Below are 26,658 nucleotides of genomic sequence, written 5' to 3'. Positions count from 1 at the left end.
CGCCCAAAATGCCGGCAGACTACGCCAAGAACTTCCGCCAGGCCCTGCCGCGGACGCCGGGACACGAACGCATAGAAGAAAACATCGCCCGGGAGCCGGCGAAATCGATGATGGACGCCTAGAGGCACGGAGGTGAGAACAGCGCCTCAGTGGCTTCAATCTGGATCTTTCCAGATGAACCGGAGCTCCGGTGCTCTTCCGGCTGACGGATGCGGATCATGAGCTTCGACGCGCTCTTTTCGACCTCGATCTGCTATGGCAACGGCGCCCCGCAAGCCGGTTGGACACTGGCGCTTCCCATCACATTGGCCTGCTGCTTTTGCTGGCAAGACGCCTGCGCCGTGGGGCGACTTCAGCGCGCCTCATGTTCGCGCATAGAGATAGGCGGTAATGTCGCGCGCCTCTTGAGGCGACAGATTTGTATTGGGCATGGCCGTCTTCGGGTCAACGTCCCGCGCCCTGCTGATCCAGTGCATCATCGCATCCGGGGTGGCTCGCGACGGCCCGGTATATCCTCTTTCAACGACGCCTTGCAGGGACGGACCGACGGTGCCACGGGCGCCGGGCACTCCCGGGATTTCGTGACATCCGCCACATCCGTTGCGGATCATCGCCGGGACGGCCCGGTCAGGGTCGCCCCCGATGGCCTCTGCAATGGTGGTTTCCCGGAGATTGTCGCCGCGGACCAAGTTGATGGCGCAAACTACCGGAATAATGGCGATTGCCGCAGATACGCCTGCCACCCAGGGCAGCGCGGATGGCATCAACTTGACGGGTCGTCGGCTCATCCGCGCCTGCTCCCGCAGTCGCAAGACGCGGCCCGGTGGCCGCTGCAAGCGCCCTCAAACGCCCGATCATCCCCGGATCTCGCTGGAAACAACTCAATCATCGGCGATGAAAATCATACCAGCGGGCCGAACACGAATGTAGCCAGCAGAACAAGGAAAATCACAGCGGTAACTGCGATCGCCCACATGACGATCCTTCTTGTCCCCCGTTGCTCTTGCTTGCGAGAGATATCTTCTGACACAGTACGAAATCCTTGCTGCAAAATTCAACTGACGATAAGGCTCGGCATCTGCATGAGCCGGACCTGCCGGACTGTTGGGCCGCGTCTTGGAATTGGCCGCGGCCCGGGGCTCACGCGCTTACCAGCCCTGTCGACCGTACCAGTCATCGATATCGCGCCGCACACGGTCCTTTTCGAGGCCGTAACGCTCCTGGATCTTGCCTTCGAGTTGATCGCGCTTGCCGGCGATGCGGTCAAGGTCGTCATCCGTGAGTTTACCCCACTGCTCCTTGACCTTGCCTTTCACCTGTTTCCAGTTTCCTTCCACGCGGTTCCAGTCCATGACACCGTTCTCCTTCGGTTTGAAAACGTCTAACCTCGGAGAGCAAACGCAAATCAACGACGGATGTTCCTGGAACGACGCTCGTCTTGCTCTCACAGGCCGCGATCCATTCCTTTACGCTCAGCCTGCGTCATCAATTGAGGTCGTCCTACTCGAAGGCGACGCCATGACCTTCGACCCAAGACGCCTCCACACCTTCCGCAACAGTTCCGCCACCAAGCAGGCGCAAGCGCTTTTCATCCTGTCGCCGCCGTCCGTCTAGAGGCACAGTCATCTTAAGCCAGCGTAGTCCGATGATGTCGGCTTTCGGGAAACGGCGAAGTTGGTCTTAACGACCGACTTGAGGCGCAAAGCCGCCATTCGGCTTGAGATAAATTCGGCCAGCGAAATGGCTGGACCAGCTTCCTGAATCGATTTGAGCGAACGGCTTCGTAACCTGTTGACAAATAATGATTATGTCTCTGAGGGTCAGTGCTTCCTGCACAAATCAATATGTTAGGGGCTGGACTGGAGTGGCGGCCTCATTTTGTAAAAATCCGGGAGTTGGCAGCTTTGCCAGCTAAGCAGCGACGCCACCTAAATAGGCGCTGATGACCGCTTCGTTGCTCGCAAGATCACTGCCTGGTCCCTCAAGCACAATGCGCCCAGCCTTGAGAACGTAGCCGTAGTCGGCGAACTTCAAGGCGACTTTGCTATTCTGCTCCACAAGCAGAATGGTCACGCCTTCACGATTGAGGCGCTGCACGATGTTCATGACTTCCTTGATCAGTTGCGGCGCCAGACCCATGGAAGGCTCGTCGAGCAACAGCACCTTGGGCGCGGCCATGAGGGCCCTGCCGATCGCCAGCATCTGCTGCTCGCCTCCCGAGAGGTTCCTTGCATCGCCATTCTGTCTGCGCGCCAGGATGGGGAAGAGCTCAAAAACATGCTCCAGCCGCCGGCGGCGCTCGACGTCGTCGGCAAGCGTAAACGAGCCCAGGTCAAGGTTCTCCTTGATCGTCATGTCGCCGAAAATACGCCTTCCCTCCGGAACGTGGACGAGCCCGCGATGCGGCAGGCGGTGGGCAGGGACTTTGGTTATGTCCTCGCCCAGGAAGCGGACATTTCCGGAGGATGCTGCAACAAGGCCGGACAGCGTGCGCAGGGTGGTGCTCTTGCCCGCACCGTTCGCGCCAAGCAGGGCGACGATCTGGCCGCGCTTGACCGAAAGGCTGACGCCATGAAGAGCTTCGATGCCGTCATAGCGCGCGACGATGCGGTCCGCGGAAAGAACGATTTCGGCGTCCATCATTCCTCCGTGCCGAGATAGGCTTCGATGACCCTGGGGTCTGTTCGCACGGCCTCCGGCGGTCCGTCGGCGATCTTCTGCCCATAGTCGAACACCACGATCTTCTCCGACACCTGCATGACCAGGCCCATATCGTGCTCGATCAGCAGGACGGTGACACCGGTTTCGTCACGGATGCGGCGGATCAGGTGCACAAGGTCCAGCTTCTCGCGCTCGTTCAGGCCGGCGGCGGGCTCGTCCAGCAGGATGAGCTCGGGCGTCGACGCCAGGGCTCTTGCGAGTTCGAGCCGCCGTTGATCGCCATAGGAAAGACCACCGGCACGGCGATGCGCATGCTGCTCGATGCCGACAAAATCGAGCCAGCGCATGCCAGCCGCGCGGATCGCCTCCTCCTCGCGCCGCTGTGCCGCCAAGTGCAGGATCGCCGACATGATGCCGTGGCGGCTGCGGCAATGCTGGCCGGACATGGCGTTTTCCAGAACGGTCATTTCCTTGAACAGCCGGATGTTCTGGAACGTACGGGCGAGGCCGAGCGCGGTGATGCGATGCGGCGGCAAGCCGGTGATTGGCCGGCCGCCCAGACTGATCGAGCCGCCCTTCGGCTTGTAGAAGCCGGTCAGGCAATTGAAGAGTGATGTCTTGCCGGCCCCGTTCGGCCCAATAAGACTGTTGATGGCGCCTTTCTCAACTGAGAACGAAATGTCGTGAAGGACTTTCAGTCCTCCGAAACTGAGGCGCAGATCGCGGACTTCCAGCAGCGCCATGGTCAAACTCGCTTGTCCGGCCACAGCCCGTTCGGCCTGAAGAGCATGATTGCCAGCAGCGCAACCGCGGTCACCAGGGGACGATAGGTCCCCGCGCCGCGCAGCACCTCCGGAAGCAGAGCCACGAGAACAGCACCAAGGACGACGCCGGGAATGCGGCCCATGCCGCCCAGGACGACGCCGAGAAGGATGAGCAGCGATTGGTTGAAGGTGAAACTCTCCGGCGAGATGGCCGTCATCTTGGCCGCGTAGAGGCATCCGGCCACCGAAGCGATCACAGCGCCCATCATATAGGCTTGCAGCTTGGCCGTGACACGGTTGATGCCGATACCGGCGGCGGCGTCCTCATCGTAGCGAACGTAGAACCAGGCTCGTCCCATTCGCGATCGCTCGACGCTCAGACAGACGAAGGCGGTGAGCAGCGCAAGCACCAGGAACGCATAGTAGAAGTGCTGCACCTGCATCAACCTGAAGCCGAATATCTCCGGGCGCTCGATGCCGATGAGTCCGCTCGCGCCACCGGTGATGTCGAGGTTGCGAGCGATGATGCGCACGATTTCGCCGAAGCCCAGCGTCACGATCGCCAGATAGTCGCTGCGCAATCTCAATGTCGGAGCCCCGATGATGATGCCAGCCACGCAGGCTGCCGCCATGGCGACCGGGATGGTGAGCCAGAAATTGAACCCGAACTCGGCGGTCAGGATGCCTGACGTGTACGCGCCGACTGCGAAGAAGGCGGCGTAGCCGAGGTCGAGCAGGCCTGCATAGCCGACGACAATGTTGAGGCCGAGGCACAGAACGACATAGAGCAGCGCCGTGGTTGCCACCTCCGTCACATAGCCGTTGGCGAATTGCGGCAACACCAGCGCGACGGCGAGTGCCGTCAGGCCGGGCAGCACGACGGACCAGCGCATCAATTGCGGTTGCACGGCGGTCGGCATGGTTCTGACTTCGTCGATCATCACACCCGCTCCACGACAGAGCGTCCAAGAAGGCCGGTCGGCTTGAACACAAGGAACAGGATCAGGGTCCCGAAAACGAAGACGTCACGCCACTCCGATCCGACGAAGGGCAAGGACGAACCGAAAGCCTCGAGCAGGCCGAGCAGCAAGCCGCCGAGCATGGCGCCCGGCACGCTGCCGATCCCGCCTATGACAGCGGCGGTGAAGGCCTTGAGCCCCATGATGAAGCCCATGAAGAAATGGACACTGCCATAATAGGCGCCGGCCATGACCCCACCGCCGGCAGCGAGCGCCGAGCCCATGAAAAACGTCAAGGCGATCACCCGGTCGACATCGATGCCCATCAGGCGGCTCGCCCCCATGTCGATGGACACGGCGCGCATCGCCTTGCCGTACATGGTGCGGGAGACAAAGGCCTGCATGCCTGCCATAAGAGCAATGGAGGCGGCCACCAGAACCATCTGCGTGTAGGTGATATGAACGGTGGAAATGTCGACACCGGCAAAACCGAGGTCGGTGTTGAATGCATAATGCCGCCCGCCGGTCAGGGCGAGTGCCGTACCGTTCAACACCATCGAGGCACCGAGCGCCGTGATGAGGATGGAGAGGCGCGGCGCGTTGCGCATCGGCCGATAGGCGAAGCGTTCGATGATGACGCCGAGCAAGCCGACAGCCAGCATCGACACAAGCAGGGCGCAGACCACGCCCAGCCAGCCATTGCCGACCCATATGCCGACAAAGGAGAACACGATGAGGCCGACGAAGGCGCCGTTCATGTAGATGTCGCCATGGGCGAAATTCAGGAGCTTGATGACGCCGAAGACCATGCTGTAGCCAAGCGCGATCAGGGCATAGAACGAGCCGACGATAAGACCGTTCACCAGTTGCTGAATAAGCAGGTCGAGCGTCATTGATGCTCCAGGGCAGAATTGAAAAAGTCTTGTCTGGGCGCAGCGTCGGCGCACCAGACAATCGGCGGTGACGCCGAGGCCGCCACAAGGCCTGCCTCGGCATCAATCCGGTTGGCCTTTATTCGACAGCCACCCACTTGCCGCCCTTTGCAATCACCGGGCGGAAGTTCGAGGTCTGGAGCGTGTTCTTGTCGGTGAACTTGATTTCACCGGCGAGGCCCTTGAAATCGCTCGCCTTGAGCGCCTCGATGATCGCTTTCTGATCCGCCGACTTGGCCCGCGTGATCGCATCGACGATCAGGTCGCCCACATCGTGGGAGAGCGCCGCATAGGCGCCGGCGTCGCGGCCATAGGTTTCCGTGTACTTGGCCTTGAAGTCGGCGGCGCCGGACAAGAGGTCGACGGTGGGCGGAGACAACAGATACACGCCCTCACCGGCCGACCCGGCGATCTCCAGATATTCCGGTGAATTGTTGCCGTCGCCCAGCACGATGCCGCCCTGGAACCCGGCCTGCCGAAGCTGCTTGGTGAGCAGAGCGCCACCGGCATGGTAGGCGGTCCAGAAGACAGCATCGGCGCCGCTCGACTTGATCTTGGTGACGACCGCCGAATAGTCCTGCTCTCCGGCCGTGGTGGTCTCCTTGGCGGCAATTTCGCCGCCAGCGCTCTTGAAAGCTTCGGCGGTCAACTTGGCCAGGTCGGACGAATAGGCATCGCCTTCGTCCACGAACGCGATCTTCTTGTAGCCGTTCTTCTTGAAGAGTTCGACGGCTGTCGTCGCCTGCATGTCGCCGGTCGAATTGGCGAGGAAGGCATTGCCCTGATTGGCGGCGACCAGCTTGGTCGAGTTCGCTCCGATGATGACGAACGGAATGCCGGCGTCACCATAGATCTTTAATGTCGGCAAGACGGCGCCCGAGCAGTAGCCGCCGACGATGGCGGTCACGCCTTCCGAGACAAGCTTGCTGCCTGCGGTCACCGCCTGTTGCGGATCGCAGGCGTCGTCGGCGGTGGTGGTAGTGATCTTGTCGCCGTTTACGCCGCCCTTGGCGTTGACGGCATCGATCGCCATCTTCACGGCGTTCTCCATATCCTGCCCTTCACTGGCCAGTTGGCCGGTCATGGGGGCCACGATGCCGATCTTGATGTCGGCAGCCGCGGCCATCGTGGTCAGAGCCAGCCCGGCAAGGGCGGTGGCGCAAGCTAGCCTCTTGAAGGAAACAACCATCAATTCTCTCCATTTTCCCCTGTTGGTGCATCCAGGCGGCGTGCCCGAAATGCATTGTTTCGCCCCTCGGTTAGCTGCGGAGCGGTTATGTTGAGCAGGATCGCCAACCGGCCACACGATTGTCACCGGCAAGGACTGACCCGGCAGATCAGTGACTGCCGCTTGAAGCCCGGGCATAGGCTCCCTGATAACGGTTCTCCTGGATGCTCTGCATGATCTTGGCCTCGCGGGCTTCCTGCGCCCGGACGGCCGCCAGCAAGGCCGCGGCACCGTCGATTGGAAATGCCACGACGCCATCCTCGTCGCCGACGACGATGTCGCCAGGACCGACGACCATGCCGCCTATGCAGACGGGAACATTTATGGCTCCCGGACCATCCTTGTAAGGTCCGAGATGGATGGCCGACCGCGCGAAACATGGGAACGGATTGCGGCCGATGGCACCGGCATCGCGAATGGCGCCGTCGATGACAATGCCTGCGGCGCCGCGCGAAGCCGCGACACTTGTCATGATTTCGCCGACCAGCGCGCGCCCCTCATAGCCACCGCCGTCGACGACAATGACGTCGCCGGGCTGCAGCAGATCGAGCGCACGATGGATGAACTGGTTGTCGCCGGGGCGGGTCCTGACCGTCAGCGCCCTCCCCGCCATGACGCCGCTGACCCGATGAAACGGCCGCAACCCGACAGCCCCGGGGACACGAGCGAGATTGTCGCTGATCAACGGCGTCGCAAGGGCGCGGAACGCGTCGATCAGTTCGCTTTCCTGAGATCCATCCGCCATCGCCTACACTCCTCGCCGTCGTCACTTTATGAATATAGTATCCAATCACAATTAATTCAGTGGAGTCAACCGGCTTGCGATGGTTGGCAGAAAAAAGCCAAAAGCGGCTTAGGAACGGCGAACGACTGCAGATATGACCCAACAGATCACTTATCCGGGGCTTGCAATGGCGTCGAAGTTCAAGATAGATTGGATAACATATCCATAGATGCGTAATTGTGAGAAGGGATTGGTTTGTGAAGCACGCAGGAAAAGTCGTGATCGTCACCGGGGCGGCACGAGGCCTGGGCCTGGCCTGCGCCGAGCGCTTTCATGCCGATGGCGCCAAGGTGGTGCTTGTCGACATACAGGCCGATCGCGGGCGCGAGCATGTCGAACGTCTTGGCGAGCGTGCCGCCTGGCTATCGGCGGATCTCTCCGAATGCACGCAGGAAATGGCAGCCGATATTGTTGCCAAGGCCACGGAGCGATTCGGCGGCGTCGACGTCCTCATCAACAATGCCGGCATCATCCATCTGGACGATTTCGTCGACTTCCCCGAGGAAGCCTTCGACCTGGTTCAGCGGGTCAATCTGAAGGCGCCCTTCCTCCTCGGGCAGGCCGCGGCAAGGGCCATGATCGCGCAGGGACGCGGCGGCTCGATCATCAACATGTCCTCGATCAACGCCATTCTGGCCATCCCCAATTCCGTCGCCTATGCCGTGTCCAAGGGCGGCATCAAGCAATTGACCGCGGTGATGGCCGTCGGACTGATCCCGCACAATATCCGCGTCAATGCCATCGGCCCCGGCACCATCCTGACCGACATGGTCAAGAGCTCGGTCATGGCCAGCGAAGCGCAGCGCCAGACCATCCTGTCGCGCACGCCGAGCGGCCGCTGTGGCGAGCCATCGGAGATTGCCAGCGTCGCTTCCTTCCTGGCCAGCGACGACGCTTCCTACATCGTCGGCCAGACAATCTATCCGGACGGCGGCCGTCTGATCCTGAATTATACGGTGCCGGTGAAGGACTGACCGCTCATGGTTGTCGGTACGCCCCACATCAGTGTTGCGGGATCGGGCGCGCTGCTGCTCGATGGAATGCAGGGGGCTTTCAACGATGCCACCCAGGAACTGGTCTGGGCGGTAGCGAATGCCGCGCTGAGCCTCGAAGGGGTGCGCGAGGCCGTTCCCGGCATGAACAACCTGCTGGTGGTGTTTGACCCGCTCGCCACAGACGCCCACAGCGTCGGAGATCAACTGATGTCGCTCTGGTCCGCCACCGATGCCCACCCGGTGACCGGCACGCATCATACGATTCCCGTTCACTACGGCGGCGCGCGCGGCGAGGATCTCACCGGCTGGGCCGCGCATTGCGGCCTGTCTGTCGACGAGACCGTCAGGCGCCACGCGGCGGCCCGCTACACCGTCGCCGCCATCGGCGCCATGCCGGGTTTTCCCTATCTGTCCGGTCTCGACCCGCTGCTTGCCTGGGCAAGGCGCAGCACGCCTCGCCTCAAAGTCGCTGAGGGCGCCGTCATCATTGGTGGCGCGCAGGCGGGTATCATGCCGATGACCGCGCCGTCCGGCTGGCACATCATCGGCCATACCGACGTGAAGCTCTTCAAGGCCGAAGCGGAATTGCCCGTGCTGCTCAGGCCCGGAGACAAGATTCGCTTCGCAATTGCAGGGATCGAGGCATGATCGAGATCCTCACCACCGGCCTGCCGAACACGGTCCAGGATCTCGGCCGGCCCGGTCATCTGGCGCTGGGGGTCAGCCATGGCGGCGCCATGGACAAGCAGGCACTGGCGATCGCCAATCTCATGCTGGGCAATGATCCTTCGGCCGGCGGGATCGAGGTCGCGCTTCATCCGTTCCGGCTGCGCGCGCATATCGACACCGCCGTCGCCATCACCGGCGCTGATTGCGCCGTCAGCATCGGCGACCGGCCCTGCCCGCCCTGGTGGGCCATGACGATCCGCGCAGGCGAGACCCTTGTCCTCGAGGCACCGCGCGCCGGTGCCCGTTCCTACATCGCCTTTGCCGGCGGGATCGATCTGCCGCCCGTCATGGGATCGCGCGCGACGGATGTGAAGGGCGGTTTCGGCGGGTTCGCTGGACGCGGCCTGTCGCGCGGTGACCGGCTTGCGCTCAAACCTGCGCAATGCCGCCTTCCCGCGGGCGGCATCGGCGCAGCGCTGGAGGAGCGACGAGGCGCGGCGGACGCCTTGGCCTCGGCAATCGAATTGCGGGTTCTGCCGGCCGCCGAGTTCGACGCCTTCACGCCGGAGGCCCAGGCGGCTTTCACCGGCAGCGAATGGCGCATCACCAACGACGCCAACCGTATGGGATATCGCCTTGCTGGAGAGACGCTTTCGCTCCTCTCACCGCTCGAATTGCTCTCGCACGGCATCGTACCAGGCACAGTCCAGGTGCCGCCGTCCGGCCAACCGATCATCCAACTTGCCGATGCCAACACTTGCGGCGGCTATCCGAAGATCGCTACGGTGATCGAAGCCGACCTCTGGCGGCTGGCGCAAGCGCCGGTCGGCGCGCGCCTGCGTTTCTCAGCGGTCTCGATAGAAGCGTCGACGGAAGCGCTTCGCGCGAACCGGCAGCAAAGTCACGACTTTATCGCCGCCCGAAACCTTATGGCCGGCGAGCAGAGGACTCCATGAAAATTCGCCCCTTCACCATCGAGATTGCCCAGTCTGAAATCGACGATTTGAAGAAGCGCATCTCGACCTGGCGCGAGCCGGACCAGTTGCAGGCGATAGGCTGGGCGCAGGGAACGGAGCACGAGGAACTGCGCCGACTTATGCAGCACTGGCGCACCGGCTTCGACTGGCGCAAGCAGGAAGCCGCCTGGAACATCCATCCGCACTACCAGACGGATATCGGCGGCGAAACCATCCATTTCATCCATGCGCGCGCCGCTGTGGCGACCAACAGAACGGTCATACTCACCCATGGCTGGCCAGGCAGCGTCTTCGAATTTCACAGGCTGATCCCGCTTTTGACCGATCCGCTTTCGCATGGCGGAAGACAGGAGGACGCCTTCAACGTCGTGGCCCCCTCGATTCCCGGCTATAGCTTTTCAAGCCGACCGACCAGGCCTGGTCTCAACCTGTTCACCGTCGCCGACCTTTGGGCCGAGTTGATGAGCCGTCTCGGCTACAAACGATATCTCGCGCAAGGTGGCGATCTGGGCGCCGGCGTGTCGACCTGCCTGGCGCACGCGTATCCAGACAGTCTCGCCGGCGTGCATCTGAACTTCGTCCCCGGCTCATACTCACCTCCTCACGATCCAGGCCCGGATGGCGACCTGAGCTTGGAAGAACGCGCCTTCCTGGAACGGAAAGCCGGATGGGCGGATCTTCATGGCGCCTATGCTCATATTCAAGCGACGCGCCCGCAAACGCTTGCCTACGGGCTGACGGATTCGCCGGTCGGACTGGCGGCCTGGATGATCGAAAAATTCCGCGACTGGAGCGATTGCGATGGCGATCTGGCCAACGCCGCTTTTTCGCGCGACGACATGCTCGCCAACATCTCGCTCTACTGGTTCACCCGGACCGTCGCTTCGTCGATGCGGCTCTATTGGGAAACGCGCGCCCGTCCGCTTGCATTCGCGCCCGGCACGGCGATCAACGTCCCGCTTGCCGTGGCTTTGTTTCCCAAGGAATTGCCGATGCCGCCAAGGAGTTGGGTCGAGCGCGTCTTCAAGGACATCCGCCAGTGGACAGCGATGCCGCGCGGTGGTCATTTCGCAGCCCTCGAGCAGCCCGCTTTGCTTGCACAGGATCTAAAAGCCTTTGCCGGTGGTCTGGATTTTTAAAGGCAGCGTTAGCGCGCAGCCAAACCCGAAGGCCAGAAATGACCAACACCACGATCACCATCGATGCCCTGCATGAGCGCGTCGATGCAATTTTCCGCAAGGCCGGACTGAACCCCATTCAGGCCAGCGCCATTACAAGGGTCATCGTCGCGGCGGAACGCGATGCCTGCAAGTCGCATGGCATCTACCGGATCGAGGGCGCCCTACGGACAATCAAGGTCGGGAAGGTAAAACCGGACGCGCTGCCCGAGTTGTTGCCGCAAGACGCTCCCGCCCTCGTCAAAGTGGATGCGAAGCATGGTTTCGCCAACCCAGCCTTCGAACTGGGTCTGCCGGTGCTGATCGAGCGGGCACGGTCGTGCGGCATTGCCGCACTCGCGATCAACGATGCGGTGCATTTTTCCGCCCTTTGGGTGGAGGTCGAAGCTTTGACACAGGCAGGCCTGGCCGGCCTGGCCATGTGCCCGAGCTATGCCACCGTCGCTCCGACCGGTGGCAACGGACCGTTGCTGGGCACCAATCCTTTTGCCTTTGGCTGGCCGCGAGAAGAGCAGCCTCCCTACGTTTTCGACTTCGCGACCTCGGTTGCCGCGCGCGGCGAGATCGAGCTCCACCGCCGGGCAGGCAAGAAGCTGCCGGAAGGCTGGGCCATGGATTCTGACGGCAGGCCAACGACGGACCCCGAAGCTGCTCTGTCAGGCGCCATGCTTCCCTTCGGCGGGCACAAGGGCTCCGCCATCGCGACGATGATCGAGCTGCTCGCCGGGATCATGATCGGCGACCTGACCAGCCCCGAGGCGCTCGAGCTGCTTGGCACCACGACGCTTTATCCGTCGCATGGAGAGTTGGTCATCGCTTTCTCGCCGAAAGCCTTCGCCGCCGGCCGGCCCGGCAATCCGCTGGGCCGTGCTGAAGCGCTGTTCGAGGCGATCTTGGGCCAGGGTGCGCGCCTGCCCTCGCAGAGGCGGTTCCTAGCCCGCGAGACGTCGGAGCGCGACGGTATCGTCCTATCGCACCAGGAAATGGAACAACTCGATCGTTTTCTCGAACGAGGGCTCGACGCGGTCTGAATCGGTATCGCCAGGGCCAAGACCAATCACAGGAGGAGAAAAATGCGCTGGACGAAAACATTCACGGTCGTCGGCTGCCATGCCGAGGGCGAAGTCGGCAACGTGATCACCGGAGGCGTCAAGGACGTTCCGGGCAAGACCATGTTCGAAAAGAAGGAGTATCTCGAAGCGCATATGGACGACATTCGTGGGCTGCTCTTGTTCGAGCCGCGCGGTGCGCCCTACGTCAACGGCAACATCATCCTGCCGCCTTGCGATCCCTCGGCGGATCTCGGCTACGTCATAATTGAAAGCACGGAATACCCGCCCATGTCTGGCTCAAACACCATCTGCGTCGCCACAGTGGCGCTGGAAACGGGGATGGTGCCGATGAAGGAGCCTGAGACATTGCTGCGCATGGAAGCGCCAGCCGGCATGATCGAGGTGCGCTGTCTCTGCGAGAACGGCAAGGTGAAGCAGGTGGAGTTCACCAATGTACCGGCTTTTGCACTCCACCTCGACACGCATGTCGAGGTGGAAGGGCTCGGCACGATCACCGTCGACACCTCCTATGGAGGCATGACTTTCGCCCATGTCAATGCGCGCGCACTCGGCTTTTCCATAACACCCGACGAGGCCCACCAGATGTCGCTGATGGGCCAACGCATCAAGAAGGCGGTCAACGAACAGCTCGAGGTCGTGCATCCGGAGAACCCGAAGATCCGCGACGTGTCCAACGTGATTTTCGAAGGTCCGATCGAGCGCGTCGACGGGCGCGTGGAAAGCGTCAACGGCACGGTGTGCCTGCATGGCAGGCTCGACCGCTCACCGACAGGCACCGGCACCACCGGGCGGCTGGCGGTGATGTCGGCAAAGGGGCAGATCGCCAAGGGCGAGCTGTTCCGCAACAGATCGATCATCGGGACCCATTTCGATTCCCGCGTGATCGCCAATACGCGCCTCGGCGATCGCGACGCTGTCGTGGTCACCATCGCCGGACAGGCATGGATCACCAGCATCGGCCAATATGGCCTCGACCCGACGGATCCTTATCCGCGCGGACATCGCCTCAGCGATGTCTGGTTCTGAAACGGACGCGACCGTGCTCAGGCCGCGAACGCTCTGACCCTGACGCCGCTCTCCTCCAGCCGTCTCCTGACATGCGCGGCGATGGCGACGGCTGCCGGCGTGTCGCTGTGGACGCAGATCGAATCGATCGGCGTCTGCAGCATCTGTCCGGAAAGCGTCTCGATGGCACCTTGCTCGACCATTCGCACGACCCGTTCGGCCGCCTTCTCGGCGTCGTGGATGACAGCGCCTTCCAGCTTGCGCGAGACAAGAAAGCCTTCCTCCGTATAGGCGCGGTCGGCAAAGATTTCGGACCTGACCGTCAGGCCCGCGTCGCGCGCGATCCTGTCCTGGAAGCCGAGCGCAATGGCCAGGCAGATCAGGCCGGGATCGACGGCCTTGACCGCGCGCGTCACCGCTTCGGCAACGCCACGGTCGGTCTGGGTAAGGTTGCCCAGCGCGCCATGCGCCTTCACATAGCGGATCGGGTGGCCGGCATAGGCGGAAAGCGCCTGCGCCGCGCCGATCTGGTAGGCGACCAGCCTTTCGATCTCCTCCATGGAATGCGGGATGATGCGGCGTCCGAGCCCCCACAGATCGGCGAAGCTCGGATGCGCGCCAACGGCAACGCCCTTGTCGCGCGCCATCGAGAACGTGGCCGCCATGATTTCAGGGTCGCCGGCGTGAAAGCCGCAGGCCACATTGGCTGAACTGACGATGTCGAGGATCGCCGCATCGTCGCCGAGCCTGTAGGCTCCAAAACCCTCGCCCATGTCGGAATTGATATCGACCTGCAATCCTTGGGCCGCCATGGCGCTTTCCTCAGTGGTTCGAACCATCGCCTTGCTTCACACCAGCTCGTAGAGCGGCGTGCCGTAGCCGACGACCGCTCCGTCCTCGATCAGCGCCGCACCCAGCACACCGTCTGCCGGCGCAACGATTGCCTTCAGGCATGGGCCGACCTGCAGGACGCCGACCGTCTCGCCTTTGCGAACCGTCTGGCCAGGTTCGGCGATCGGACGACCGGTCGTTGGGTGATCGAGACGGAACACGCCGACGCCGGGCGCGCGCAAGCCCTTGAAGACCGTTTCGGCCTTCGGGGCTTCGACCGAGGGTGTCGAGGCAACAACGGATTGCATGTGCAGGCGCAGCGAAAACCCGGCCTCCGACACTTCGATCTCGCCGATGCCGGCGCTAGCGCACCAGGCGGCCAGCCTTTCGATCTCCTCAACCGTCATCGCCGCCACGTCCTTCGAGCAGACCGCCTTCAATGAGACGTTCGAGATGATGGATATCGAAGCCTCCGGCGGCGAAACCGGGCTCTTCCATCAGGATGCCGTGCAGCGGTGCGTTGGTGGCGATGCCGACAGCCTCCATCTCGCCCAGCGCGCCGCTCATGCGCCGGATCGCCTCGGCTCGCGTCACGCCATGCGCCAGCAGCTTGGCCACCAATGAATCGTAGTGCGGCGGGACGGTGTAGCCGGAGTAGAGATGCGATTCGACGCGGATTCCGGGACCTCCGGGCGGCGTCCAGCGCTCGACCCGGCCCGGATGCGGGCGAAAGCTGTATGGATCTTCAGCGTTGATGCGGCATTCGACGGCGTGGCCCTGGATGCGGATGTCTTCCTGGCTGAACGACAGGGGTTCGCCCCGGGCGATGCGGATCTGCTCGCGCACGATATCGATGCCGGTGACGAGTTCCGTGACGGGATGCTCCACCTGCACGCGGGTGTTCATCTCGATGAAAGAGAAGCGCCCGTCCTCGTAGAGGAATTCGAAGGTGCCCGCGCCTGTATAGCCGATGGTCAGGCATGCCTGGGCACACAGCTTGCCGATCTCGGCAATCGCCTCGCGGGCGATGCCGGGCGCCGGCGCCTCCTCGATGATCTTCTGGTGGCGGCGCTGCATGGAGCAATCGCGCTCGCCGAGCCAGACCGCCCTACCATGCTTGTCCGCCAGAATCTGGATCTCGATATGGCGCGGATGCTCGAGGAATTTCTCCAGATAGACTTGCGGGTTGCCGAAGGCCCGGTTCGCCTCTTTCACCGCCATTGAAACGGCTTCCATCAGGGCGTGCTGCTCGCGCACGATGCGCATGCCGCGCCCGCCGCCGCCGCCCGCTGCCTTGACGATGACCGGATAGCCGATGGCCTCGGCAATGGCGCGCACTGCCTGCTCGTCCCGCGGCAGCGCCCCCTCGGAGCCAGCAACGCAGGGAACGCCGGCGGCGATCATCGTGCGCTTGGCGGAGACCTTGTCGCCCATGGTGCGGATCGCCGCCGCCGACGGCCCGATGAAGGCAAGGCCGGCATTCTCGACAGCCTCGGCGAAGGCGGCGTTTTCCGAGAGGAAGCCGTAGCCCGGATGGATCGCGCCCGCGCCGGTGAGTTGCGCGGCCGCGATGATCTCGGCGATATTGAGATAGCTCTCCGTCGCGGCAGCCGGCCCGATGCAGATCGCCCTGTCCGCCAGCGCAACATGACGAAGGCTCGCATCCGCTTCCGAGTGCGCCGCCACCGTCTTCAATCCGAGATCGCGGCAGGCGCGCAGGATGCGCAGCGCGATTTCACCGCGGTTGGCGATAAGGACGGTGTCGAACATCGCCGCTAGCCCAAATCTTCGAGAACGAACAGCACATCGCCGGACTGCACCGCGGCATGGTCGTCGAACGCGATCTGGACGATCCGCCCAGCGCGATCGGATTCCACGACATTGAACGTCTTCATGGCTTCGAGGACACCAACCTTCTGCCCTTCCACGACCACATCGCCAACCGAAACGAGCGGCGGTTCACCTTCGGTGCCGGAGCGGTAGAACACGCCCGTCAGCGGCGCGCGGATCGAATAGCGTGCGATGGGCGGAGATGTCGAAGCCGGATTTGTGAAGATGGCAGGCTCGGTGGCTGGCCCCGACTGCGACGCAGATTGCGCTTGCGACGCGGATTGCGCCGGCGCCATCTGCCTGGACATGCGGATGCGAACGCCATCGCGCTCGATCTCCAGTTCGGCAACGGGCGAACGCGAGACAAATTCGATCAGCTTCTGGACGAAGTCGAGATCCATCGTCGGCACTAGCGCAGCGCTTCGACGGCCTCGGCGATACGCCCGATCGCTTTTTCGATCAGGTCCATCGACGTGGCTATGGAAATGCGGAAATGCGGCGACAGACCGTAGGCTGAGCCCTGCACCACCGCGACCCGCGCCTGATCAAGCAGGTAAAGCGAGAAGTCGTCGTCGCTGCCGATAGGAGTGCCGTCCGGGCGGCGACGGCCGATCAGGGCCGAGCAATTGGGATAGAGATAGAAGGCGCCCTCGGGCGTCTGGCAGGTAAGGTCGGGAATCTTGCGCAGCAGCTCCAGAGCGCGGTCGCGGCGGGCTTGGAATTCGAGCGCCCGCGGGCGAAGAAAGTCCTGGGGGCCTTCCAGTGCGGCAATGGTCGCGGCCTGCGAGATGGATGACGGGTTCGACGTGCTTTGGCTCTGCACGGTGGCCATGGCGCGGATCAGCGGTTCCGGCCCGCCGGCATAGCCGATCCGCCAGCCGGTCATGGCATAGGCCTTCGACACGCCATTCACTGTCAGCGTGCGATCCTTCAGCCGCGGCTCGACACCGGCGATGGTATGGAAGGTACGCCCATCGAACAGGATATGCTCGTAGATGTCGTCGGTCAGAACGTGCACATGCGGGTGATCGAGCAACACCCCCGCCAGCCCCGCAAGTTCGTCGCGGCTGTAGACGGCGCCTGTCGGGTTGGAAGGCGTGTTGAGCAGCAGCCATTTGGTGCGCCCGGTGATCGCGGCTCGCAGGGCTTGCGGTGTCAGTTTGAAGCCCTGCGCCTCCGTGCAGGGAACGACCACGGGCTTGCCTTCGCCGAGCAGGACGATGTCGGTGTAGGAAACCCAATAGGGCGCGGGGACGACCACCTCGTCACCGGGGGCCAGCGTTGCCAGCAGGGCGTTGTAGATGATCTGCTTTGCGCCACCCGCGACGCTGATTTGCGAAGGCTTGTAGTCGAGGCCGTTCTCGCGCCGGAATTTCCCGGCCACCGCCTTCTTCAGCGCGGCGGTGCCGTCGACCGCCGTATAGCGCGTTTCACCCCTGCGCATCGCCTCGTAGGCCGCCTCGACGATGTGCGGAGGCGTTGGAAAATCCGGCTCGCCGGCGCTCAGGCTGATGACGTCGATGCCGGCCGAGCGCATTTCGATTGCCCGCGCGGTGACCGCCATGCTGGGGCTTGGCTTGATGACGTCGAGACGGGGAGCGATGAGGCCCACGGGAAATCCTCGGCAAGGCTGCCGCGACGTTGTCGGGCAGGTTATATCTGGTACAAATTGGATAATGTATTCTTATTTTCGCGTCAAACCCCTTTTTCTGCGTCGAAGACCGGGTTATGTCTCATTCCAGTGGTGGGTCGATAGAGGAAAGTATCCAATCCTTCATCGCCGCGTATGACATTCGAGATAGGGAACACGATTGGAATGGGCACAAACTATGATGTGGTGATCGTCGGCGGCGGCGTTGTCGGCAGCTCGATCGCCTATTTCCTGTCAGCCAATCCGGATTTCGATGGCAGTATTGCGGTGATCGAGCGGGACCCCTACTACACGGCCTCCTCGTCTTCCTTGTCGACCAGCGCCATCCGCCAGCAGTTCGGCACGGCGCCGAACATCGCCATGTCGAAGTTCAGCATCGACTTCCTGCGCCAGGTAAAGACGCGGCTTGCCATCGGCGACGAGTTGGCCGACATCGGCCTGCATGAGCCCGGTTACCTCGTGCTGGCGACGCCCGAGCGGGCAGACGCGCAACGTGCCAAGAACCGCGTTCAGCGCGGCATGGGCGTCGACGCCGAACTGATCGAGCAGGTCGATCTGGCACGACGCTTCCCGTGGCTCAACACGGACGATCTCGCCCTTGGCTCGCTCGGCCTTGGCAGCGAAGGCTGGTTCGACGGCCCCGGCCTGATGCAGGCCTTCCGCCGAAAGGCGCGCACGCAGGGCGTGGATTATCTTGCCGCGACGGTGACCGGACTGACCATGGCGTCTCCCCAAAAAGTCGGCGAAGTGGTGCTCGACAATGGCGACCGGCTTGCCGCCGGCACGGTGATCAACGCGGCCGGACCATGGAGCGCGGGCATTGCCAGGATGGCTGGCGCCGAACTGCCGGTTATCCCAAGCAAGCGCTGCGTCTTCGTCTTCGAAACGCCGGCAAGGATCGAAAACTGCCCCTTCGTCTTCGACACGAGCGGCTTCTGGCTGCGGCCGGAAGGCCAGCTCTTCCTGTGCGGTATTCCGCCGGTGCGCGAGAACGAGCCGGACGATTTTGGCCTGGATGTGGATTACGACCTGTTCGACGAGTTGATCTGGCCGGCGCTCGCCCATCGTGTGCCCGGGTTTGAGCAATTGCGGATGCTGCGCGCCTGGGCGGGGCTCTACGAATACAACACCTTCGACCACAGCGGCATCATCGGCCGGCATCCCGAGGTTTCGAACTTTGTCCTGGCTACCGGCTTCAGCGGCCACGGCATGATGCATGCAGCGGCGACCGGGTCGGGCGTCAGTGATCTCATTGCCTATGGCGAGTACCGCTCTGTCGACCTGTCGGCCTTCCGCTACGAACGGATCGCGGGCAATCAACCTATCGAGGAACATGTCTACTGAAGCGAAACGGGCGACATGGCATCGCAGTGACAACGGTGCTATGCGTCCACTTCTTCAATCAAAACGGCGCCAGTCAACAAACACGGCGGCCGCCTCAGGCTGATTCATGCTCGTACAGAAGAAAACCATCTCGACCCAGGTCGCCGATGCCATCAGGCAGAAGATCCTGATCGGCGAATACGAGGCCAACTTTCAGCTGCGGCAGGAGCATCTGGCCACCGAGTTCGGCGTCAGCCGAATTCCGGTGCGAGAGGCGCTGCATCAGCTTCATTCGGAAGGCTTCGTCACGCTGGTTTCGCACAAGGGCGCCGTCGTCACCTCCATTTCCCTGGACGAGATCCTCGAGCTCTACGAATTGCGGGCCCGAATCGAAACATGGCTACTGGCCCTAGCCATTCCAAGGATGACGGAGGCCGACCTCGCTCTGGCCCGGGAGCGTGCAAAGCAGCACCAGGAGCAGGGCAAGACCGGCGAGTATTCGAACCAGCTCAACTGGAACTTCCACGCCGCGCTCTACGCACCGTCCGGCCGCAAGGCGACGATCGAACTGGTCGGGCGCATCTACCAGCAGCTGGAACGCTACACGCGCATGATGGTGACGCTCACCGAGATCCAGGCACAGTCCGACCGCGACCACTGGCAGCTCATCGACCTGTGCGAAGCCAAGGATACGCTGCGCGCCGTCGGCCTTTTGGAAATGCATATCATCACCAGCGGTAAATTCCTGGTCGACCGGCTTGAGGAATTGCGGGGCAGCTGATCAGTCGCCCCGTCTCCTTGTCCACTCCCAATCCTTTGCGCGAAGATCATTTGCCGGGCAGATTGGTTGCCCGGGTCAGCAGGATCACGCCTGCCTTGTCGGCTGTGTCGTAATAAGTGAAGCCGGTGCGGTTTTCCCGGCGCCCGCGCATCAGCACGGGAAGCCCGTCGTCCTGCGCCTTGGCCTCGGCTGCATCCGCATCGCGAACCTCAAAGCCGATATGGAAGACGCCTTCACCCTTGCTATCGAGATGAATCCGCTGCGGTGAAGGATCGCCGTTCGGCTCGCACAGTTGCAGCTGAACGTTCGGCAAGTTGCAAATCCGGTATTGCATCGCCTTGAAACCCTCGGGGCTTGGGACCTGCAGTTCTTCGTATTCGGCCAGCGGCGGATAGGACTCCCATGGCCCGATGCCTATGGAGTCATAGTAGGCCTGCGCCTTGTCGATATCGTGCACGACGATGCAGATGTGATGCAGCTTGTCGAAATTGCCCATGTCGTCACTCCCCATTCTTCTCACTCCTTGATCGGGACCGTATAGTTCAGAACGCGGCGCCCCCCGTCGGGGTAGATCGTCTCGCCGGTGATGTAGGAAGCGTCGTCGCTGGCCAGGAATGCCACGACCGAGGCGATCTCGGCTGCCGTGCCGAGGCGCCCGAGAGGTGTCCGCGAAAGGACCGCCCGTCGCATTTCTTCCGAGTCGATGAATGTCCCGTCCATGACCATGTCCGTGGCGATGGTGCCCGGCCCGACACCGACCACACGGATGCCGTGGGGGGCGAAGGCGACGGCCGCGGTGCTGGTGACCTGGTTCATGCCGCCCTTGGAGATCGCGTAGGTGGCGACACGTGGGTTGGCGAGGCCCGAATTGATCGACGACATGTTGATGATGACGCCACCTCCACCTTGCGCGATCATCTGGCGGGCTGCGGCCTGGGTGCCCATGAACGCACCTTTGAGATTGACGGCGAGAACCCTGTCGTAGTCCGCCTCGCTGATGTCGAGAAAGTCCTGGACCGGAGCGATGCCGGCATTGTTGACCATGATGTCGACACGGCCGAACTTCGCCACCGCCGCTGCAATCAGCCCATCGACCTGTTCCTTCTTGCTAACATCCGTAACGACCGCCAGGACGCTGTCGGTGGTACCGATTTCAGCGGCACATTTCTTTAGCTCCACGGCATCGATGTCGCCGAGCACGAGCTTCGCGCCTTCGGCCAAAAAGCGTTCCGCGCAAGCGCGTCCGATGCCGCGCGCCGCGCCTGTGACAACCGCCACCTTGCCTGCCTGTCTCATGTCCAATCCTTCGATCATTTGTAAGTCGGCCACCGTCTCAGGGAGCATGGGCCGAGCTTGGCTAGGAATGGGGATTCTCCCACCGAAGCCTAGCCTAGCGGATAACGAAGGGATTGGCGGTCTTGCCGGCGGTGTCTATCCACACCGTCTTGGTCTGTAGATAGGAATTGATGGCATCCTGCCCGCTTTCGCGCCCGATACCGCTCCTCTTGTAGCCGCCGAAGGGCGCCATGTAGGAGACGGCACGGTATGAATTGATCCAGACCATCCCCGCTTCCATCGCGGCCGCGCCGCGCAGCGCCCTGCCCATGTCGCTGGTCCATATTCCCGCCGCCAGCCCATAGGGGCTGTCATTGGCAATGGCGAAGGCCTCGTCCTCGTCGTCAAAGGGGATGACGGACAGGATCGGCCCGAACACCTCCTCACGCGCGATCCGCATGGTGTTGTTCACGCCGGTGAAGATGGTGGGCTCGACGAACCAGCCCTCGGCCAATTCACCCGAGGCCGGCTTGCCGCCGCCCAGCACGCAAAGCGCACCCTCGCGGCGCGCGATGCCGAGATAGGACAGCACCTTCTCGCGCTGGGCTTGCGTGGTGATCGGCCCGACCTGCGTCTCTTGCAGCGCCGGATTGCCCAATCGAGCGCTGGCCGCCAGCGTTATGACGCCTTCCACGAACCGGTCGTGGATTTTGCGATGCACCAGCAGCCGCGAACCCGCGATGCAGGTCTGGCCGCTGGCCGCGAAGATGCCTGAGATCGCGCCGTTGACCGCGCTCTCGATATCGGCGTCGTCGAAGACGATGTTGGCCGATTTGCCGCCGAGCTCCAGCGTGACGGTCTTTAGCTGTTCGGCAGCCGCCCGATAGACCGCGATCCCGCCAGGCTCACCACCGGTGAAGGCGATCTTGGCGACGTCGGGATGAGAGACGAGTGGCGCGCCGACATCAAGCGGCATGCCGGTAACGGTGTTGACCACGCCGGGCGGGAAGCCTGCCCGCGCAAACAGTTTCACGAACTCCAACGTCGAGGCCGAGGCGTGTTCCGACGGTTTGATGACGACAGTGTTGCCTGCCGCCAGCAGCGGCGCGAGCTTCCATGTCAGGAGTAAAAGCGGCGAATTCCAGGGCACGATCGCTGCAATGACACCCAGCGGTTCGTGGCGGGTGAAAGCGAACATGCCAGCCTTGTCGATCGGCAGCACCGACCCTTCGATCTTGTCGGCAAGACCGCCGAAATAGCGGAACCATTCCGGGATATAGCGCAGCTGTGCCGTCATTTCGGTGAGCAGCTTGCCATTGTCGCGCGTCTCGATGGCGGCAATACGATCTGCGTTCTCGGCGATCAGATCGGCCAGCCGCACGAGCAGCTTGCCCCGCGCGGTCGGCGTGATGCCGGCCCATTCCTTCGACCGGAATGCTGCCTGCGCGGACGCCACGGCGGCGTCCACCTGGCTCGCTCCTCCACGCGGGATCAGCGCCCAGGGCCTGCCGGTGAACGGATCATGGCTCTCGAATGTATCGGCTGTCGATTGCAACCGACCGCCGACCGTGTTCTGGAAACTGACCAGCGCCATATCGGTCCTCAACAGGTGGCAAAGCCCAGATGGGCGCGAAAGCGGTTCTTGACCTCGACCGCGTCGCGCGGCGGCAGCGAGCGCGGCAGGTTCTCGGCGGTGATTTTCAGCACGAAAAGGCGCGGACCGTCGGCCGGGCGCCGAAGTTCTCCACAGAGCATGTCGACCTCCTCCAGCGTACGCAGCTCGGCGGTCTTCGAAAAACCGCAAGCGGCCGCGACCTTGTCGAAACCAATGCCCTTGCCGGTATGGCTGGACTGCATGCCGGTCTCGCCGAAATGCTGATTGTCGAGCACGATCAGGTCGAGATTTTTCGGCCGCGCCACCGAGATCGTCGCCAGCGAACCGAACGCCATCAGCTGTTCGCCATCTCCGGTGATCACCATGACCCGCTTGTCGGGTTGGGCCTGGGCAAGCCCGAGGCCGATCAGCGCAGCACCGCCCATGGCGCCCCACAGATAATAGTTGTCGTTGCGGTCACCGGCAGCATGCACGTCGTAGCTCGGCGAGCCGAGACCGGTCACGACCAGGGCCCCGTCGCGGGCGTCAAGCAGCTTCTTCACCGCAACCCGGCGGTCCATCGTCGGTAAATTCATGTCGCTCACCACTTCTTCTTGCCGAGCAGCCGCTGCCCGATCAGCACGGCAATCTGCTGGTCGGCGTCGAAGGCCATCAAGGCTGCCTGCGCCACCGTCTCCACCAGGTCGGGACCGGTTTCGGCGCGCAGCACCCTGAGCCCGATCGCCTTCAGCGACGCCTCCGTCGCCTGCCCCATCGGCACCTGCCACGGGTTGAACTCGGCCCATTCGCCCCGCATCGTCACCAGGACGAGCAAGGGGAAGCGCGCCTGCACGGGAAGCGACAGCATGTTGATGCAATTGCCGACACCGGAGGATTGCATGAGCACGACGCTCCGCTTGCCACCGAGCCAGGAGCCTGCTGCGATGGCGATGCCCTCCTCCTCCGTCGTCAGCACATTGGTGACGACTTCGGGATCCTCACTGAAAAGGCGGATCAATGTGGTATGACCGGCATCCGGCACATAGGACATGTGGCTGATGCCGGCAGCCTTGAGCACCTCATAGACCTGATCCGGCCACTGCCTTTCAGACACGGTCGGAGCGGCGGCAAGCGCTGCTGCTTCCGGAGGTTTTGCTTGTATGCTCGCCGTCACCTTGCATCTCCGAGATATTGGACTGGCATTAGACTAGCGCGCTTGACCGATGCAATCTTCGTCTCTTTCTCGTGATCAGATATAATGGTATTCGATAGCTCATGGAGTTATCGCAGCTACGCACCCTCATCCACGTCGCCGAACTCGGCAGCCTCAGCAAGGCCGCCGACCGGCTGCACATTGCGCAGCCGGCGCTCAGCCGGCAGGTGCGCATGCTGGAGGAGGAATTGGGCTTTGCCCTTTTCCTGCGCCATGGACGCGGCATGGTGCTGTCCGAGCAGGGCAAGGAGGTGCTGGCGCACGCCATGCGCGTGATGGCCGAGATCGACGAGATCCGCGCCACGGCCACGCCCGCCGATGCGCCGCTGACCGGCGAAGTGGCCATCGGCCTGCCGCCCACCGTTGCCGACATTATTTCGCTGCCGCTGGCGGCCGCCTTCGGCAAGGCCCATCCCAAGGCGAAGCTCAGACTTGTCAGCGCCTACACCGGCTATCTGCTGGACTGGATGCACCGCGGCGAGGTGGACGTCGCGGTGCTCTATGACCCGCGCATGGCGCGTTCGCTGCGCTCGCGCCCGCTGCTCCTGGAAAATCTCTTCCTGATCGGACCGCCGGATGCGGGATTTTCAACCGTGCGCGCCGTATCGTTCGCCTCGCTCGCCGGCAAGCGCTTGCTGCTGCCCAGCATCAAGCACGGGCTGCGCATCATCGTCGAACGCTGCGCCACGGATGCCGGCATCACGCTCGATGTCGGCATCGAAGCGGACTCCTATTCGGCGCTGAAGGACCTGGTGCGCAACGGCCATGGCTGGACGATCCTGCCGCTCGCTCCCATCCATGCCGACGTGACTGCCGGGCTGCTCACCGCCGCGCCATTGATCGATCCGGTGCCCGTGCGCCGCCTGATCCTTGCCTACCCGGCGGACCGGCCTGCCTCGCGGCTGGCGCGGTTTGCCGGACAAGCGATAGAGGACATCGCCAAGGATCTTGTCGGGCGGGCCGTCTGGGTCGGCCAACTTCTCGGCCCTCCACCATAAGCATTCGAATTCCGTTATATCTGCTCACGTCCGCTCTGCATTGCTGACAGGGCGTGGAGGCGCGATAGTGAGGCCCGCAGCAAGACGAAAACCCGGACAAACCTCATGGAAGCCTATCAGGACATTCGCGATGCCGTCGCCAGGCTGTGCACGCGCTTTCCCGGAGAATACTGGCGCGCACTCGACAGGGACATGGCCTATCCCGGCGACTTCGTCGCAGCGTTGACGCAGGCCGGTTGGCTCTCGATCCTGATCCCGGAGGCATATGGTGGCTCGGGCCTGCCGCTTTCGGCCGCCGCTGCCGTGCTGGAGGAAATCCAGCGCGCCGGCTGCAATGGTGGCGCCTGCCATGCCCAGATGTACACGATGGGCACGCTTCTTCGCCATGGCTCGGAAGCCCAGAAGCAGCGATACCTGCCGAAGATCGCCGCGGGAGAATTGCGCCTGCAGGCATTCGGCGTCACCGAACCGAGCAGCGGCACGGATACGGGCGCGCTCAAGACAACCGCACGGCTGGATGGCGATCATTTAGTGGTCAAGGGCCAGAAGATCTGGACCAGCCGCGCCGAGCATTCCGATCTGATGCTGCTGCTGGCGCGGACCACGCCGCTCACGAACGGCATGAAGAAGACCGACGGCCTCTCCGTGCTCATCGTCGACATGCGCGAAGCCGTCGGCAACGGCCTCACAATCCGGCCGATCCGCACCATGATGAACCATGCCACCACCGAGGTCTTCTTCGACGATCTGCGCGTACCCGCCGAAAACCTGATCGGCGAAGAGGGGAAGGGATTCCGCTACATCCTCTCGGGCATGAACGCCGAGCGCATCCTGATATCAGCCGAATGCGTCGGCGACGCGAAATGGTTCATCGAAAAGGCAAGCACCTACGCAAAGGAGCGGCATGTGTTTGGCCGGGCGATCGGCCAGAACCAGGGCATCCAGTTTCCGATCGCAAGGGCCTACGCCAACATGCGCGCGGCCGAACTGATGGTGCGCGAGGCGCTGAACCTCTACGAGGCCGGCAAGAACCCCGGATCCGAAGCGAACATGGCCAAGATGCTGGCGGCCGACGCTTCGAACGAAGCCGCCAATGTCTGCATCCAGACTTATGGCGGGTTCGGTTTCGCGGAAGAGTACGATGTCGAGCGCAAGTTCCGCGAGACGCGTCTCTATCAGGTCGCGCCGATCTCGACCAACCTCATCCTGTCATACCTTTCCGAGCACGTGCTTGGACTGCCGCGTTCATACTAGGAGTCGCCCGTGAACGTCCTCATCGTCTATGCACACCCGGAAGCAAAATCCTTCAACGGCGCCATGAAGGATCTGGCCGTGGAAACCTTGACCCGCGCAGGCCACGATGTAGTCGTCAGCGACCTCTATGCGATGGGCTTCAATCCTGTCGCAGGGCCGGGCGACGTATCGGGCGAGCGTAACGATCCGGACTTCTTCAGCCTGCCGCGCGAACAGACCGCCGCCTACGAGGCCGGCGCACTGTCGGCCGATATCAGTGCAGAGATCGAAAAGGTGAAGCGGGCGGACTTCGTGCTGTTCCAGTTCCCGGTCTGGTGGTTCGGAATGCCAGCAATGCTCAAGGGCTGGGCCGATCGCGTCTTCGCGCGCGGTTTCGCCTATCTGCCGGGCCGCAAATACGACACCGGCATGTTCAGGGGAAAGCTCGCCATGGTGGCCGCCACCACGGGCACGTCGGCCGACACCTACGCGCCCGACGGCATCGATGGCGACATCCTCACCGTGCTGTGGCCGATCCACAATGGTCTGCTGCGCTATTCCGGCTTCGACGTGCTGCCGCCCTTCGTCGCCTACATGCCGGGCCGCGTCGGCGACGATGGCCGCAAGGCCTATCTGGACGCCTACCGCAAGAGGCTCGAGGACATTGATGGCACGCCGCATCTGTTCTTCCACGCCGCCGAGGA

The 26,658-nt window shown here is 62.9% G+C and carries 29 protein-coding genes; 11 read left to right on the top strand and 18 right to left on the bottom strand.

The features are described 5' to 3' along the window. Positions 1-362 precede the first annotated feature (362 nt). From EOB49_RS23710 to EOB49_RS23675, 8 genes are all read right to left on the bottom strand, one after another. The gene (locus EOB49_RS23710; RefSeq protein WP_127382394.1) at positions 363-788 is read right to left on the bottom strand and encodes a c-type cytochrome; all 426 of its coding nucleotides are present in this window, start codon (positions 786-788) and stop codon (positions 363-365) included. Positions 789-1,148: 360 nt separating this feature from the next. Next, complete coding sequence (locus EOB49_RS23705) at positions 1,149-1,352, bottom strand: CsbD family protein (protein WP_023809505.1); 204 nt, start codon at positions 1,350-1,352, stop codon at positions 1,149-1,151. 559 nt (positions 1,353-1,911) lie between these two features. Continuing rightward, positions 1,912-2,640 carry an ABC transporter ATP-binding protein gene (locus EOB49_RS23700; RefSeq protein WP_127320927.1) on the bottom strand — a complete coding sequence of 243 codons (729 nt, stop codon included), beginning with the start codon at positions 2,638-2,640 and terminating at the stop codon, positions 1,912-1,914. After that, complete coding sequence (locus tag EOB49_RS23695) at positions 2,640-3,404, bottom strand: ABC transporter ATP-binding protein (RefSeq protein WP_127382393.1); 765 nt, start codon at positions 3,402-3,404, stop codon at positions 2,640-2,642. Before EOB49_RS23695 ends, EOB49_RS23700 begins: the two co-directional genes overlap by 1 nt. A gap of 2 nt (positions 3,405-3,406) precedes the next feature. After that, positions 3,407-4,366 (bottom strand): branched-chain amino acid ABC transporter permease, encoded by a 960-nt coding sequence (locus tag EOB49_RS23690; RefSeq protein WP_245466214.1) that lies wholly within the window; start codon positions 4,364-4,366, stop codon positions 3,407-3,409. Next, positions 4,366-5,277 (bottom strand): branched-chain amino acid ABC transporter permease, encoded by a 912-nt coding sequence (locus EOB49_RS23685; RefSeq protein WP_023809510.1) that lies wholly within the window; start codon positions 5,275-5,277, stop codon positions 4,366-4,368. The genes EOB49_RS23690 and EOB49_RS23685 overlap by 1 nt, the downstream gene beginning before the upstream one ends. A 118-nt stretch (positions 5,278-5,395) precedes the next feature. After that, complete coding sequence (locus EOB49_RS23680) at positions 5,396-6,505, bottom strand: branched-chain amino acid ABC transporter substrate-binding protein (protein WP_127382392.1); 1,110 nt, start codon at positions 6,503-6,505, stop codon at positions 5,396-5,398. A 148-nt stretch (positions 6,506-6,653) separates the two neighbouring features. Further along, the gene (locus EOB49_RS23675) at positions 6,654-7,289 is read right to left on the bottom strand and encodes an RraA family protein (protein ID WP_127382391.1); all 636 of its coding nucleotides are present in this window, start codon (positions 7,287-7,289) and stop codon (positions 6,654-6,656) included. Positions 7,290-7,525: 236 nt separating this feature from the next. Here EOB49_RS23675 and EOB49_RS23670 point away from each other — a divergent pair, with 236 nt between their 5' ends. Genes EOB49_RS23670 through EOB49_RS23645 form a run of 6 tightly spaced genes read left to right on the top strand, consistent with a single transcriptional unit; the run spans position 7,526 to position 13,246 of the window. Further along, on the top strand, positions 7,526-8,302 hold the full coding sequence (locus tag EOB49_RS23670; protein WP_164781782.1) for an SDR family oxidoreductase: 777 nt from the start codon (positions 7,526-7,528) through the stop codon (positions 8,300-8,302). Positions 8,303-8,308: 6 nt separating this feature from the next. After that, positions 8,309-8,971: a 5-oxoprolinase subunit PxpB gene (pxpB, locus tag EOB49_RS23665; protein WP_127382389.1), complete on the top strand. Its 663-nt coding sequence runs from the start codon at positions 8,309-8,311 to the stop codon at positions 8,969-8,971. Further along, complete coding sequence (locus EOB49_RS23660) at positions 8,968-9,948, top strand: biotin-dependent carboxyltransferase family protein (RefSeq protein ID WP_127382388.1); 981 nt, start codon at positions 8,968-8,970, stop codon at positions 9,946-9,948. The genes pxpB and EOB49_RS23660 overlap by 4 nt, the downstream gene beginning before the upstream one ends. Further along, positions 9,945-11,108, top strand: coding sequence for an epoxide hydrolase family protein (locus EOB49_RS23655; RefSeq protein WP_127382387.1), 1,164 nt, complete (start codon positions 9,945-9,947; stop codon positions 11,106-11,108). The genes EOB49_RS23660 and EOB49_RS23655 overlap by 4 nt, the downstream gene beginning before the upstream one ends. A 38-nt stretch (positions 11,109-11,146) precedes the next feature. Continuing rightward, positions 11,147-12,178 carry an Ldh family oxidoreductase gene (locus EOB49_RS23650; RefSeq protein WP_127382395.1) on the top strand — a complete coding sequence of 344 codons (1,032 nt, stop codon included), beginning with the start codon at positions 11,147-11,149 and terminating at the stop codon, positions 12,176-12,178. 42 nt (positions 12,179-12,220) lie between these two features. Then, the gene (locus EOB49_RS23645; RefSeq protein WP_127326419.1) at positions 12,221-13,246 is read left to right on the top strand and encodes a proline racemase family protein; all 1,026 of its coding nucleotides are present in this window, start codon (positions 12,221-12,223) and stop codon (positions 13,244-13,246) included. 17 nt (positions 13,247-13,263) lie between these two features. Here the strand turns inward: EOB49_RS23645 and EOB49_RS23640 are convergent, their stop codons facing one another. Genes EOB49_RS23640 through EOB49_RS23620 form a run of 5 tightly spaced genes read right to left on the bottom strand, consistent with a single transcriptional unit; the run spans position 13,264 to position 17,498 of the window. After that, positions 13,264-14,037 carry a 5-oxoprolinase subunit PxpA gene (locus EOB49_RS23640; protein ID WP_127382386.1) on the bottom strand — a complete coding sequence of 258 codons (774 nt, stop codon included), beginning with the start codon at positions 14,035-14,037 and terminating at the stop codon, positions 13,264-13,266. 36 nt (positions 14,038-14,073) lie between these two features. After that, positions 14,074-14,463 (bottom strand): biotin/lipoyl-containing protein, encoded by a 390-nt coding sequence (locus EOB49_RS23635; protein WP_127382385.1) that lies wholly within the window; start codon positions 14,461-14,463, stop codon positions 14,074-14,076. Further along, complete coding sequence (accC, locus tag EOB49_RS23630; protein WP_127382384.1) at positions 14,453-15,826, bottom strand: acetyl-CoA carboxylase biotin carboxylase subunit; 1,374 nt, start codon at positions 15,824-15,826, stop codon at positions 14,453-14,455. The genes EOB49_RS23635 and accC overlap by 11 nt, the downstream gene beginning before the upstream one ends. Before the next feature lie 5 nt (positions 15,827-15,831). Further along, positions 15,832-16,287 carry an acetyl-CoA carboxylase biotin carboxyl carrier protein subunit gene (locus EOB49_RS23625; protein ID WP_127382383.1) on the bottom strand — a complete coding sequence of 152 codons (456 nt, stop codon included), beginning with the start codon at positions 16,285-16,287 and terminating at the stop codon, positions 15,832-15,834. 8 nt (positions 16,288-16,295) lie between these two features. Continuing rightward, a complete protein-coding gene (locus EOB49_RS23620; protein WP_127382382.1) occupies positions 16,296-17,498 on the bottom strand; it encodes a pyridoxal phosphate-dependent aminotransferase in 1,203 nt (400 codons plus the stop codon). A 204-nt stretch (positions 17,499-17,702) separates the two neighbouring features. Between EOB49_RS23620 and EOB49_RS23615 the strand changes: the two genes are divergently transcribed. Together EOB49_RS23615 and EOB49_RS23610 are read left to right on the top strand one after the other, a co-directional pair. Continuing rightward, entirely contained in the window at positions 17,703-18,881 is a 1,179-nt protein-coding gene (locus tag EOB49_RS23615; protein ID WP_127382381.1) for an FAD-binding oxidoreductase, read from the top strand. Positions 18,882-18,987: 106 nt separating this feature from the next. Then, positions 18,988-19,641 (top strand): GntR family transcriptional regulator, encoded by a 654-nt coding sequence (locus tag EOB49_RS23610; RefSeq protein WP_023809526.1) that lies wholly within the window; start codon positions 18,988-18,990, stop codon positions 19,639-19,641. Positions 19,642-19,687: 46 nt separating this feature from the next. Here EOB49_RS23610 and EOB49_RS23605 read toward each other — a convergent pair whose 3' ends face one another. The 5 genes from EOB49_RS23605 to EOB49_RS23585 all read right to left on the bottom strand — a co-directional run bounded on the left by EOB49_RS23605 (position 19,688) and on the right by EOB49_RS23585 (position 23,624). Beyond that, a complete protein-coding gene (locus tag EOB49_RS23605) occupies positions 19,688-20,152 on the bottom strand; it encodes a VOC family protein (RefSeq protein WP_245463670.1) in 465 nt (154 codons plus the stop codon). Between the two features lie 5 nt (positions 20,153-20,157). Then, on the bottom strand, positions 20,158-20,937 hold the full coding sequence (locus EOB49_RS23600) for an SDR family oxidoreductase (RefSeq protein ID WP_127318273.1): 780 nt from the start codon (positions 20,935-20,937) through the stop codon (positions 20,158-20,160). 94 nt (positions 20,938-21,031) lie between these two features. Beyond that, entirely contained in the window at positions 21,032-22,510 is a 1,479-nt protein-coding gene (locus EOB49_RS23595) for an aldehyde dehydrogenase (RefSeq protein ID WP_127382380.1), read from the bottom strand. Positions 22,511-22,518: 8 nt separating this feature from the next. Beyond that, on the bottom strand, positions 22,519-23,106 hold the full coding sequence (locus EOB49_RS23590) for a thiamine pyrophosphate-dependent enzyme (RefSeq protein ID WP_127269711.1): 588 nt from the start codon (positions 23,104-23,106) through the stop codon (positions 22,519-22,521). Between the two features lie 5 nt (positions 23,107-23,111). Then, entirely contained in the window at positions 23,112-23,624 is a 513-nt protein-coding gene (locus tag EOB49_RS23585) for a thiamine pyrophosphate-binding protein (RefSeq protein ID WP_164748823.1), read from the bottom strand. Between the two features lie 161 nt (positions 23,625-23,785). On the opposite strand from EOB49_RS23585, the gene EOB49_RS23580 reads away from it, so the two are divergent. From EOB49_RS23580 to EOB49_RS23570, 3 genes are all read left to right on the top strand, one after another. Further along, positions 23,786-24,721 (top strand): LysR substrate-binding domain-containing protein, encoded by a 936-nt coding sequence (locus EOB49_RS23580; protein ID WP_127267891.1) that lies wholly within the window; start codon positions 23,786-23,788, stop codon positions 24,719-24,721. A 105-nt stretch (positions 24,722-24,826) separates the two neighbouring features. Continuing rightward, positions 24,827-25,975: an acyl-CoA dehydrogenase family protein gene (locus tag EOB49_RS23575; RefSeq protein WP_127382379.1), complete on the top strand. Its 1,149-nt coding sequence runs from the start codon at positions 24,827-24,829 to the stop codon at positions 25,973-25,975. A gap of 9 nt (positions 25,976-25,984) precedes the next feature. Then, the coding region (locus tag EOB49_RS23570) for an NAD(P)H-dependent oxidoreductase (RefSeq protein WP_164781781.1) at positions 25,985-26,658 on the top strand (674 nt) is incomplete at its 3' end.

The organism is Mesorhizobium sp. M7A.F.Ca.MR.148.00.0.0 (assembly GCF_003997735.1).
Lineage (GTDB): Bacteria > Pseudomonadota > Alphaproteobacteria > Rhizobiales > Rhizobiaceae > Mesorhizobium.
Note: the sequence above shows the minus strand (reverse complement) of the source record. Positions and strands in the feature narration are given on the sequence as shown.

What these genes read in the sequence shown, in the direction of transcription:
- EOB49_RS23710 (WP_127382394.1), bottom strand. Translation starts at nt 788, where the DNA reads ATGAGCCGACGACCCGTCAAGTTGATGCCATCCGCGCTGCCCTGGGTG.
- EOB49_RS23705 (WP_023809505.1), bottom strand. Translation starts at nt 1,352, where the DNA reads ATGGACTGGAACCGCGTGGAAGGAAACTGGAAACAGGTGAAAGGCAAG.
- EOB49_RS23700 (WP_127320927.1), bottom strand. Translation starts at nt 2,640, where the DNA reads ATGGACGCCGAAATCGTTCTTTCCGCGGACCGCATCGTCGCGCGCTAT.
- EOB49_RS23695 (WP_127382393.1), bottom strand. Translation starts at nt 3,404, where the DNA reads ATGGCGCTGCTGGAAGTCCGCGATCTGCGCCTCAGTTTCGGAGGACTG.
- EOB49_RS23690 (WP_245466214.1), bottom strand. Translation starts at nt 4,366, where the DNA reads ATGATCGACGAAGTCAGAACCATGCCGACCGCCGTGCAACCGCAATTG.
- EOB49_RS23685 (WP_023809510.1), bottom strand. Translation starts at nt 5,277, where the DNA reads ATGACGCTCGACCTGCTTATTCAGCAACTGGTGAACGGTCTTATCGTC.
- EOB49_RS23680 (WP_127382392.1), bottom strand. Translation starts at nt 6,505, where the DNA reads ATGGTTGTTTCCTTCAAGAGGCTAGCTTGCGCCACCGCCCTTGCCGGG.
- EOB49_RS23675 (WP_127382391.1), bottom strand. Translation starts at nt 7,289, where the DNA reads ATGGCGGATGGATCTCAGGAAAGCGAACTGATCGACGCGTTCCGCGCC.
- pxpB (WP_127382389.1), top strand. Translation starts at nt 8,309, where the DNA reads ATGGTTGTCGGTACGCCCCACATCAGTGTTGCGGGATCGGGCGCGCTG.
- EOB49_RS23660 (WP_127382388.1), top strand. Translation starts at nt 8,968, where the DNA reads ATGATCGAGATCCTCACCACCGGCCTGCCGAACACGGTCCAGGATCTC.
- EOB49_RS23655 (WP_127382387.1), top strand. Translation starts at nt 9,945, where the DNA reads ATGAAAATTCGCCCCTTCACCATCGAGATTGCCCAGTCTGAAATCGAC.
- EOB49_RS23650 (WP_127382395.1), top strand. Translation starts at nt 11,147, where the DNA reads ATGACCAACACCACGATCACCATCGATGCCCTGCATGAGCGCGTCGAT.
- EOB49_RS23645 (WP_127326419.1), top strand. Translation starts at nt 12,221, where the DNA reads ATGCGCTGGACGAAAACATTCACGGTCGTCGGCTGCCATGCCGAGGGC.
- EOB49_RS23640 (WP_127382386.1), bottom strand. Translation starts at nt 14,037, where the DNA reads ATGGCGGCCCAAGGATTGCAGGTCGATATCAATTCCGACATGGGCGAG.
- EOB49_RS23635 (WP_127382385.1), bottom strand. Translation starts at nt 14,463, where the DNA reads ATGACGGTTGAGGAGATCGAAAGGCTGGCCGCCTGGTGCGCTAGCGCC.
- accC (WP_127382384.1), bottom strand. Translation starts at nt 15,826, where the DNA reads ATGTTCGACACCGTCCTTATCGCCAACCGCGGTGAAATCGCGCTGCGC.
- EOB49_RS23625 (WP_127382383.1), bottom strand. Translation starts at nt 16,287, where the DNA reads ATGGATCTCGACTTCGTCCAGAAGCTGATCGAATTTGTCTCGCGTTCG.
- EOB49_RS23615 (WP_127382381.1), top strand. Translation starts at nt 17,703, where the DNA reads ATGGGCACAAACTATGATGTGGTGATCGTCGGCGGCGGCGTTGTCGGC.
- EOB49_RS23610 (WP_023809526.1), top strand. Translation starts at nt 18,988, where the DNA reads ATGCTCGTACAGAAGAAAACCATCTCGACCCAGGTCGCCGATGCCATC.
- EOB49_RS23605 (WP_245463670.1), bottom strand. Translation starts at nt 20,152, where the DNA reads ATGGGGAGTGACGACATGGGCAATTTCGACAAGCTGCATCACATCTGC.
- EOB49_RS23600 (WP_127318273.1), bottom strand. Translation starts at nt 20,937, where the DNA reads ATGAGACAGGCAGGCAAGGTGGCGGTTGTCACAGGCGCGGCGCGCGGC.
- EOB49_RS23595 (WP_127382380.1), bottom strand. Translation starts at nt 22,510, where the DNA reads ATGGCGCTGGTCAGTTTCCAGAACACGGTCGGCGGTCGGTTGCAATCG.
- EOB49_RS23590 (WP_127269711.1), bottom strand. Translation starts at nt 23,106, where the DNA reads ATGAATTTACCGACGATGGACCGCCGGGTTGCGGTGAAGAAGCTGCTT.
- EOB49_RS23580 (WP_127267891.1), top strand. Translation starts at nt 23,786, where the DNA reads ATGGAGTTATCGCAGCTACGCACCCTCATCCACGTCGCCGAACTCGGC.
- EOB49_RS23575 (WP_127382379.1), top strand. Translation starts at nt 24,827, where the DNA reads ATGGAAGCCTATCAGGACATTCGCGATGCCGTCGCCAGGCTGTGCACG.